General features: G+C 42.1%; 7 protein-coding genes. All 7 read right to left on the bottom strand.

Annotation, left to right across the window (positions count from 1 at the left end; translation table 11 throughout):
* Positions 1-113 precede the first annotated feature (113 nt).
* Genes HMPREF0083_RS17310 through HMPREF0083_RS17280 form a run of 7 tightly spaced genes read right to left on the bottom strand, consistent with a single transcriptional unit; the run spans position 114 to position 8,491 of the window.
* Entirely contained in the window at positions 114-560 is a 447-nt protein-coding gene (locus tag HMPREF0083_RS17310) for a prepilin-type N-terminal cleavage/methylation domain-containing protein (RefSeq protein WP_021622914.1), read from the bottom strand.
* Positions 561-581: 21 nt separating this feature from the next.
* On the bottom strand, positions 582-1,790 hold the full coding sequence (locus HMPREF0083_RS17305) for a type II secretion system F family protein (RefSeq protein ID WP_021622913.1): 1,209 nt from the start codon (positions 1,788-1,790) through the stop codon (positions 582-584).
* Complete coding sequence (locus HMPREF0083_RS17300; protein ID WP_040303404.1) at positions 1,791-2,834, bottom strand: type IV pilus twitching motility protein PilT; 1,044 nt, start codon at positions 2,832-2,834, stop codon at positions 1,791-1,793.
* A gap of 28 nt (positions 2,835-2,862) precedes the next feature.
* Positions 2,863-4,521, bottom strand: a complete 1,659-nt coding sequence (gene gspE / locus HMPREF0083_RS17295; protein WP_040303401.1) for a type II secretion system ATPase GspE — start codon at positions 4,519-4,521, stop codon at positions 2,863-2,865.
* 17 nt (positions 4,522-4,538) lie between these two features.
* Positions 4,539-6,062, bottom strand: a complete 1,524-nt coding sequence (locus HMPREF0083_RS17290) for a VanW family protein (RefSeq protein WP_021622910.1) — start codon at positions 6,060-6,062, stop codon at positions 4,539-4,541.
* Positions 6,063-6,113: 51 nt separating this feature from the next.
* Positions 6,114-6,845 (bottom strand): PRC-barrel domain-containing protein, encoded by a 732-nt coding sequence (locus HMPREF0083_RS17285; RefSeq protein WP_051354703.1) that lies wholly within the window; start codon positions 6,843-6,845, stop codon positions 6,114-6,116.
* 53 nt (positions 6,846-6,898) lie between these two features.
* A complete protein-coding gene (locus HMPREF0083_RS17280; protein ID WP_021622908.1) occupies positions 6,899-8,491 on the bottom strand; it encodes a hypothetical protein in 1,593 nt (530 codons plus the stop codon).
* Positions 8,492-8,731: the final 240 nt, after the last annotated feature.

The following is an 8,731-nucleotide window of genomic DNA, read 5'->3' as shown; positions in this document are numbered from 1 at the left end:
GGCTCTAAGAGCGAAAATTATGCAAAACGCTCATATTAGAAAAGGAAGCCTTTCTATACTTTTTATAGTTGTATTTCTAAATTTGAGAATTATATCGAATTAAAAATCCAACTCTACTTTAACTCCACATCTTTTCTTGCAAGGTTAGTCGGGTCTTTTCCTGTGATTGTCGCCTTATCAGAAATCAATGTTACTTTATATTCATAAGTAGAGGCATTTCCACCCGTTCCTAGCGTTTTAGTAACTTCAACTATAGAGTTGTCTTCATCATATGTTCCTTTAAAAGGATCAAGAAACTTTTCAATGTGCCCTGCTTCAATGAGTGTCTTTAAGCTTAGGGTTGTAACTTCCGAGTTTTGACTCGATCTATATAACTTTGCCGCATTAACCATCTGTACTGCATTCGCAATTGTAGCATCTTTTTTAGAGTTTTCAATTAATGCTCCAATCGCCGGTACGGCAATTGCTGCAATAATACCTAAAATAACGACAACGGCCAACAGTTCAATTAATGTTAAACCACGCTGTTCCTTCAATACTTTCTTCATGCGAAGAACCATGTTTGTCTCCCCCTTAAATTTTTATTTAATATGTGAATACATATCAAACATAGGAATCATAATTGCCAGAACAATGGTCCCGATTAGGACAGCAAGTATGACAATCATAATCGGCTCAATTAGCGCCTTAATCTTATCTACCTGATTATCCACCTCCGCTTCATAAAAGTCGGCGATCTTATCCAGCATTGTCTCCAATGCCCCTGTCTCTTCCCCAATAGAAATCATGCGTGTAACCAAAGGAGGAAATACCCAGGAGCCCTTTAACGGTTCAGACAGCGGCTGTCCCTGCCGCAGACTGTCTCTCGCATTCGCTAATGTGTCTCCTATCACCTTATTGTCCACAACCTCTTCTACAATACTTAATGCCTGTAGAATGGGAACGGAGCTTGCAAACAATGTGCTTAAGGTACGACTCATCCTCGCCAGCGAACTTTTCTGGAATAATCTACCGAAAACAGGCATTTTTAGTTTAGCATAATCTAGGAATTTATGTCCATATTCAGTTGTGGCAAAAATATGAAAAATTACCCATAAAATCATCCCCGATATAATATAAATGTACCAAGTGTATGTAATACTATTACTTACATTCAAAACCAGTTTTGTAATCGCAGGAAGCTCCGCATTTAAGCTCTGAAACATGCCGACAAACGTAGGAACTACATTTGTCAGCAAATAAACCGTAACACCAATCGCCAGCACAAGCATAACGAGCGGATACGCCATCGCTGATTTTACCTTCTCTTTCGTGTAGTACGATTTCTCATAGAAAAAGGCCAGCCTGTCAAATATAATCTCCATACTACCGGAGGCTTCACCAGCTCGTACCATACTAATAAACAACGGTTCAAACACTTTTGGATGCCTTGAGGCAGCTTCCGATAATTGAATCCCGTTACGAATATCTGCTTCAATCTCTTCCAGCACTTTTCTAAACTGCTTCTTCTCGGTCTGTGCAGCAAGCGTATGCACCGCTTCTACCAGCCCTACACCTGCGCGAATAAGCGTGGCGAATTGCCGGAGAAAAACGACAAATTCCTGGGGTTTTACCGGCTTGCCGATCTGAATTTCCATCTGCAGAACCGTTTTCTTTTCTTCCTTTACCCGAAGTACGATTAGCCCGCGTTTTTTTAGCTCGATAATTGCAGCGTTCTGGGTAGCTGCCTCAATCATTCCTTTTTGCTTTTTACCATCCCTCTCCCTCGCCTCATATGCGAACGTAGCCATCTATTCCAGCACCTTTTCATTAAGGTAGTTCTTCACCGTTTCCTTCATGAGAGCACCTTGTGCAACCAATTCGTTAATCGACATCTCCAACGTATGCATGCCCATTTCGCGTCCTGTTTGCATAATGCTGCGGATTTGGTGTACTTTTTCCATACGAATCAAATTGCTGACGGCTGGCGTGTTGACAAGAATTTCCGTTGCGGCGATCCGACCGCCACCAACCTTCGGAAACAACCGCTGCGATACGACACTAAGCAACACTGAGGCCAATTGGATACGCATCTGCGGCTGTTGAGGACCAGGAAACACATCGATAATCCGGTCAATCGTTTGCGGTGCATCCGGGGTGTGAAGGGTAGCAAAAACTAAGTGCCCGGTTTCCGCTGCTGTAATAGCAGTGCTAATCGTCTCCAAATCACGCATCTCACCCACCAGAATGACATCTGGATCCTGCCGAAGGGAAGCCCGCAGTCCAGTCGCAAAATCTACTGTGTCAAAGCCTATTTCACGCTGATTCACAATGCAGCTCTTATGACGGTGCAAGTATTCAATCGGATCTTCCAATGTGATAATATGCTTACGCATATTACGATTAATATAATCGAGCATTGCAGCAAGCGTTGTCGATTTCCCGCTACCAGTAGGTCCGGTAACAAGCACAAGTCCTTGCGGTTTATGACATAGCTTCTCAAGGATTTTTGGCATATTTAATTTTTCGAGTGTTGGTATTTCTGTTGGAATGACCCGGAATACAAGGCTAATGCTCTTACGCTGATGATAGGCATTAACCCGAAAGCGGGAAATTCCCGGTATTCCATATGAAAAATCAGCCTCTCCCTCATCCTTAAAGCTCTGAAAAAGCTCTTCCCCCATTACTTCCCTGGCAATTACTTCCGTATCCGGCGGCATTAACGGACTCACATCAAGGCGGCGTAATTCTCCATCAAGCCGAAAAATTGGCGCCGATCCTGCGGTAATATGAAGATCGGAAGCCCTTTTCTCAAACGCATAACGAAGCAGCTTATTAATATCAAGTTCAGCCATAATTTCCTCACCCACAAAAATAAATTTATCATTCCCTGGTGGAAATTCTGTATAGCTCTTCGATGGTAGTTAACCCCTGTTTTACTTTTAAAAGGCCATCATCAAATAATAAAATCATTCCATTGCGTAAGGCATACTTCTTATATTCGGCAGCAGGCATTTGTTTCGTAATCATCTGCTGCAGCATATCATCCATACGGAAGATTTCGTGTACAGCCATTCTCCCCCGGTACCCTGTTGAATTACAGCTGCCACATCCTATCCCGCGCCACAATTGCTCGACTTTCAAGCCCCGTTTAGCAAATAACTCTTTTTCATCCTCCCTTGGTGTATAGCTTTGCTTGCACTGTGGACATATTTTACGTACAAGCCGTTGAGCTAGCACTCCATTAACCGAAGATGCGATTAAAAACGGAGGAATTCCCATATCAATTAACCGGGTTATACTGCTGACTGCATCATTCGTGTGCAAAGTACTGAGCACAAGGTGTCCGGTTAAAGCGGCCCGAATCGCGATTTCGGCTGTCTCTGTATCACGGATCTCACCTACCATTACGATATCGGGATCCTGTCGTAAAATCGAACGAAGAGCAGAAGCAAATGTCATACCAATGTTTGCGTTCACTTGTACTTGATTAATGCCTTCGAGTTGATATTCAACAGGATCTTCAACTGTGATAATATTCACAGAGTCCTCGTTTAGATGATTAAGTGCCGCATACAAAGTCGATGATTTCCCGCTACCGGTCGGACCAGTAACAAGTAGAATGCCATTCGGTCTGCTGATTAAATCGCGAAAAATCGTAAGATTCCGCTTTGTTAAGCCCAGCTTTTCCAGATCGATTAATGCATTCGTAGTATCCAGTAACCGCATAACAATTTTCTCACCATGTACGGTAGGCAACGTGGAAACACGTACATCGATGTCCTTAAAGCCGATATGAAGCTCAATTCTTCCATCTTGTGGCAGGCGGCGCTCCGCAATGTTAAGATTAGACATAATCTTGAGGCGGGCTGTAAGAATACCGCTCATATGACTGGGGAGTATACGTTCAGTACGTATCACGCCATCAATCCGGTAACGCATACGAATACCATCCTCCTGCGGATCGATATGAATGTCACTCGCCCGCAGTTGCACAGCCTGTTCAAACATCTGAGATACAAGACGAACAATCGGAGAATCTTCAGCCAGCAGACTTTCTTCTTCTACTGTAATCTTCTGAGCCATGTCATCCATTAACTCTTTAACCGAGCCTTGCATACCGTACATACGGGCAATCGCTCGCTGAACTTCTTCCTTTGTAGCGATGACCGGAACAATTGAGCAGCCTGTACTAATCCGCATTTCATCAATTGCAAAATAATCAAGCGGGTCTACCATAGCAACCGTCAGTTTTTCCTCATCACGCTTTAGCGGGACAACAAGATAACGTTTTGCAATATCCTCTGGAAGAATACCAGACAAAGAAGCATCAAGCTTATATCGGTACAAGCTTACATGAGGAATGCCAAGTTGAAACTCAAGAATCTCAATCAACTGCTGCTCATTAATAAACCCTTTGCTAAGAAGCGCATCTCCCAGCTTTATTTTTAATTTCTTCTGCTCATCAAGCGCTTCCTTTAATTGCGCTTCAGAAATAATACCCGTTTCAATTAATATGTCTCCGAGTCGTTTCTTCTCCATGCATCTTTCCCCCATGCTTAAAAGGTATAGACATTCCCCTTCTTTTGAGAATTGGATGGTTGCTCTTGCTGCTTATCTGTAGAATTAGAAGCCTTATCCTGTGAAGGTTCCGGAGCAACGGATGGTTCGCTTTCCGGGGGATTTGGTGTTTGCTGCTGGGCTTTATTTTTCATATTTTCAGGGATCGGACCAAACGCCACAATGTTATGCAACGGTTTATAATAGTCATCTGAAAGTAATTCCCTTTTTGGTATTCCTTTTTCATTAGAATGCGTTAAAAAGACTTTAACCCGAACACCCTCCTTGCCACGGCGAATAATTTTCTCCTGCCCTGGCCCTAACGATTTATCGCTGCGCACAATCGTTTCCGGTGCTATTTTATTCTCTTCTTTCACTTCAATACTGCCGTTCGCAATCGCCTTAGCACCAAACAGTGCAACTCGTAGCTGCGTATCTTTTACTTCCGCATACATGTAAACAGGCTGTTTGAAACGATTAACAAATCGCAAATCAACTTCCTTATCCCGTACGAATGCATCATATCCAAGCGGAATTGATGCTATGGGACGAACATTATTATGGCGTTCTATAATAGAGAGCCCGCTTTTCGCTGCGGCAATGTATAAGGTAGAAGCAACCTGAATCGCTCCACCCATCACTCCATCCTGCGCATCTTCATCATTTTGAATGCTCGTGGAAATATAGCCTTTTGCCTCTGTAAACGGGCCTGCTTTCTCAAAAAAAGAAAAGGTCTGACCTGGCAGCAATACAACACCATTGAGTAATTTAGCCGCCTGTTCTGCATTAAATAAACGATTAGGTGTGGATGCTATAGGTGTGCTGTAATCAGCAAGCATGACTTTGATATCTTTTAAACTTTCCTTTGTAATCTGAGGGATGTCCTTTTCGACTACGAGAGAGGCTCGACCTATCTGAACTTCCTCCTGTAGCTGTTCGCGAATCGCACTTATGGTTCCGGGAATGTCTACTACATAGCCTGCTTTTTCAGGTAATATGAAGATGGACGTGCCATCTACACTTGCCCGGGCGGGTTCAGCCGGCCGATTTACATTACGTGCGATCTCATTAATGATAGCCGTTAGCTTTTCCTCGTTAAACGTGACATATAGAGGAAGATGAGGAGGCGGAGACGTTCCACGCCATTTCTTCCACATTCCCCATACACCTGTTAATTCTTCCGAAGTCCGCTGTGCCTCGCGAAGTGAACTTGGCACATTATACTTAATCTGAATATCCTTTAAAGGTATGGGAAAGGACTGCTTTTCCATCATAATTTGCAGCGTACCTTTTTTCTGTACCTCTCCCAGAACCTTCTCGATTTTCGCCTCTGCCTCTTCTGCATTGAGACCGCCGATACTAATACCGCCGACTGTTACCGTCTGTTGATACATGCTTTTCTGTTGTGTTTGCTCTTTGAGTGCACCTGATAAATAAAGAGCTGTACCGCTAATAACGACAGTCTGTATTATCATAAGCAATAAAACAGATAAAAATTGCGTCCTGCTTATACGCTGGAGCATCGTTGCTCCACCACCTCTCCCGCCATCCTTCTATCCGTCTACGGTTCCTATCTATTCGGCAATTTTCAATGTTAGCTCGACAAGTTTGTTTCTTCCGATACGCTTTACACGTTCGACTATATCTTCAGTTACGACCTCGCCCTCTGGTACGATCACATCACCATTCTCATCATACACATCAGCTGTCACACGCTTACCTGTAATATTTACGGTATCTTTCGAGAAAATCAGAGGTTTGTCCACTCGATCCACTTCCTCTTGATTTGCCTGTGGAACAGACATGTGATCAAATTCAGATTTATTTATCAGGTTTTCGACGCTTTCTTTTTTCACAATCAAAATTTCTTTCCCCATTGTAATAATGAATTCAGCGTTTAGCACTTGCTGATCATTCGATTCTTTTTCAACAACACAGCCTTCCACTTTTCCGCTTTCAGCATTTACATAATATTCGACTACCTCTCCAAGAAATTGGCCTGCCGCAGTAATTACGCGGTTACCAATAATACTTACACCCTTTGTCTTTAATTCATTAGCGAGGGTGTCTTCTGATAAATCGATCACAGCAGATTCACTTTCCGTCATAACAGCATAATCACCAAGCCCTTGCACCTGTCGGAATGGAAGCACTTTTACCCCGAGCGTCCAGCGCTCATTATGAATAACGAGGAATTCTACCTTTCCTGACTCCGGGTTCACCAACAAGCTCTTTACCTTTCCAATTTCTTTTCCGTCCATAATGCTTATAATCGGCATGCCTATCAATTGCTGACTCTGTCTCACTTGAACCGACTCCTTTTATCTAATTTACTAATGTTTAGCAAGCAGGAGAATTTTTATTCAACCATACTCTTCTCTGCCTGTTCAATAATAAAATGCGGAATAAGAGACCAGGGCAGATTAGGCTTTCCTTCCTGCTCCAGCATTTCAGTAACTATCTGGATATAACAGATTTGCTTGGAAACGTCCTCAATCGCCTTAGCTCGGCGTTCACCTTCCGGCATTATTTCTACAATATAAGAACGAAGCTTCTCTAACTCACTAATTCCTCGTTTGTATAATCCCATCTCTTTTAGTAAAAACAAATAATCTTCAACAAGCATGGCTCGTGCTTCAAAAGGAACTTTATAGTCCAATGCTTGCTGTAAATTAATTAATGCTTCCTCATAATTGCTTTTTTCTAAAGCGGACGAAGCTTTCAAAAAGTATTCCTGTACTATGGCAATGTCTTCGGGTATAAAGTTTACCTCTTTACTTAGCCCGGTTTGTGCTTCCTCCGATACATGTTGCGGTTCTTCATCTTCATCCAGCAGATTCCATTCCAAAGCTGTCTGCTTATTTGTTTGATCTCCTGTATCGGAAAACTCTTTCTCTGTAGAGTTGACAAACTCTGAAAAATTTTCTTCCATACCTGCAAAAGACCATTCTGGTATACTATCAGCCTTACTCGTACCGGATGATGTTTCTTCTTTCATCATAGTATCTTTTACTTCATTTTCTTCTCCTTCTTCAAGTGCGTTAGAGGCTGGTATTGTATAATCTTTATGACCTTCTTCCTCCGCCAGCACCGCTTCCAAATCCGAATAATACAAATTCTCTTCCATTTCAGGCGTGTAAATATGTTCATCTCTCATGTCTGGAATATTTGATTCCTGTTCTGTCTTCTCTTCAAAAGTATATTGTGGAAGCTCTTCTTCCCCACTTTTCAATTCCTCGTTTTCTTTTGATAAAGGAAGATACAGGCTTTCATCTGTAGGTATCTTTTCCATTTCGGCTTTAGGTGAAGGCAATGTTTTTTCCCCATCTTGCATCTGAGGCTCGATTTTAGTGGGGGAATCAATACTTTCATATGAAGGTTCTTCTTTAAAAATATCATTAAGCTTTAGAAGTTCATTTTCTGCTGCTAATGAGTCCTGCTTATTCTCTTGAAATACTTTACCACCCTCTATTGGCTTCTCTTGTTCCAAAGATGCCGTATCATGATGAAGCAATTCTGCAAGTAGCCGATCGACTTCCGCCTGCGTATCAGGCTCTTCCGTATGGGGTGCAGCTGGCGATAATACGTTTGCTTGTTCACTATGCCTTTTTGCATCTACTGTAACTAGAGATGGCTTGGCGATTTCCTCTTGCCCTATTTCGCCTTCATCTTCTGCACTCTCTTCTTGCTCATGCAACAAGACGTTTTTCTTCTGTTTATAGGCGAAAAATCCAACGCAAAGAGCTATCGTACTGCCAGCTATGAATGAAAATCCAATTCCATTGCCAAACAATAGGAACGCTAACGGAGCAATAGACCCGACAACGATAGACCCAACAAAAAAAATGAATATGGACTTAATAGCTTGAATCTTTTTTCTTAGAACAATATAGAATAGCAGCGTTAATAAAAAATATATAAGATAGTAGCCTGGCAAGCCTGAAACAAGCATTCTATCACCAACTCACCTATTTATTCCTATTATGATTTAGGTACAAATACAATAGTACAATATTCGACAAAGGAAAAAAAGACCTATTAAATATATGAAAAATATATTTCAATATTAAATATTCCTTATTTAAGGAGAATCATAGGTGGTAAAATAGTTCTATGAAAATTATACTTGATATTTGGACAGGGGCGTGTGGCTGAGGATGCACCCTGCGCTCCGGCAGAAGGAAGGCCAGCG

The organism is Aneurinibacillus aneurinilyticus ATCC 12856, from assembly GCF_000466385.1.
Lineage (GTDB): Bacteria > Bacillota > Bacilli > Aneurinibacillales > Aneurinibacillaceae > Aneurinibacillus > Aneurinibacillus aneurinilyticus.
This window is presented reverse-complemented; position numbering and strand designations above follow the sequence as displayed.

Bases quoted from the DNA above. Each gene is read 5' to 3' on its own strand.
- HMPREF0083_RS17310 (WP_021622914.1), bottom strand. From the start codon at position 560: ATGGTTCTTCGCATGAAGAAAGTATTGAAGGAACAGCGTGGTTTAACA.
- HMPREF0083_RS17280 (WP_021622908.1), bottom strand. From the start codon at position 8,491: ATGCTTGTTTCAGGCTTGCCAGGCTACTATCTTATATATTTTTTATTA.
- HMPREF0083_RS17290 (WP_021622910.1), bottom strand. From the start codon at position 6,062: ATGCTCCAGCGTATAAGCAGGACGCAATTTTTATCTGTTTTATTGCTT.
- gspE (WP_040303401.1), bottom strand. From the start codon at position 4,521: ATGGAGAAGAAACGACTCGGAGACATATTAATTGAAACGGGTATTATT.
- HMPREF0083_RS17300 (WP_040303404.1), bottom strand. From the start codon at position 2,834: ATGGCTGAACTTGATATTAATAAGCTGCTTCGTTATGCGTTTGAGAAA.
- HMPREF0083_RS17305 (WP_021622913.1), bottom strand. From the start codon at position 1,790: ATGGCTACGTTCGCATATGAGGCGAGGGAGAGGGATGGTAAAAAGCAA.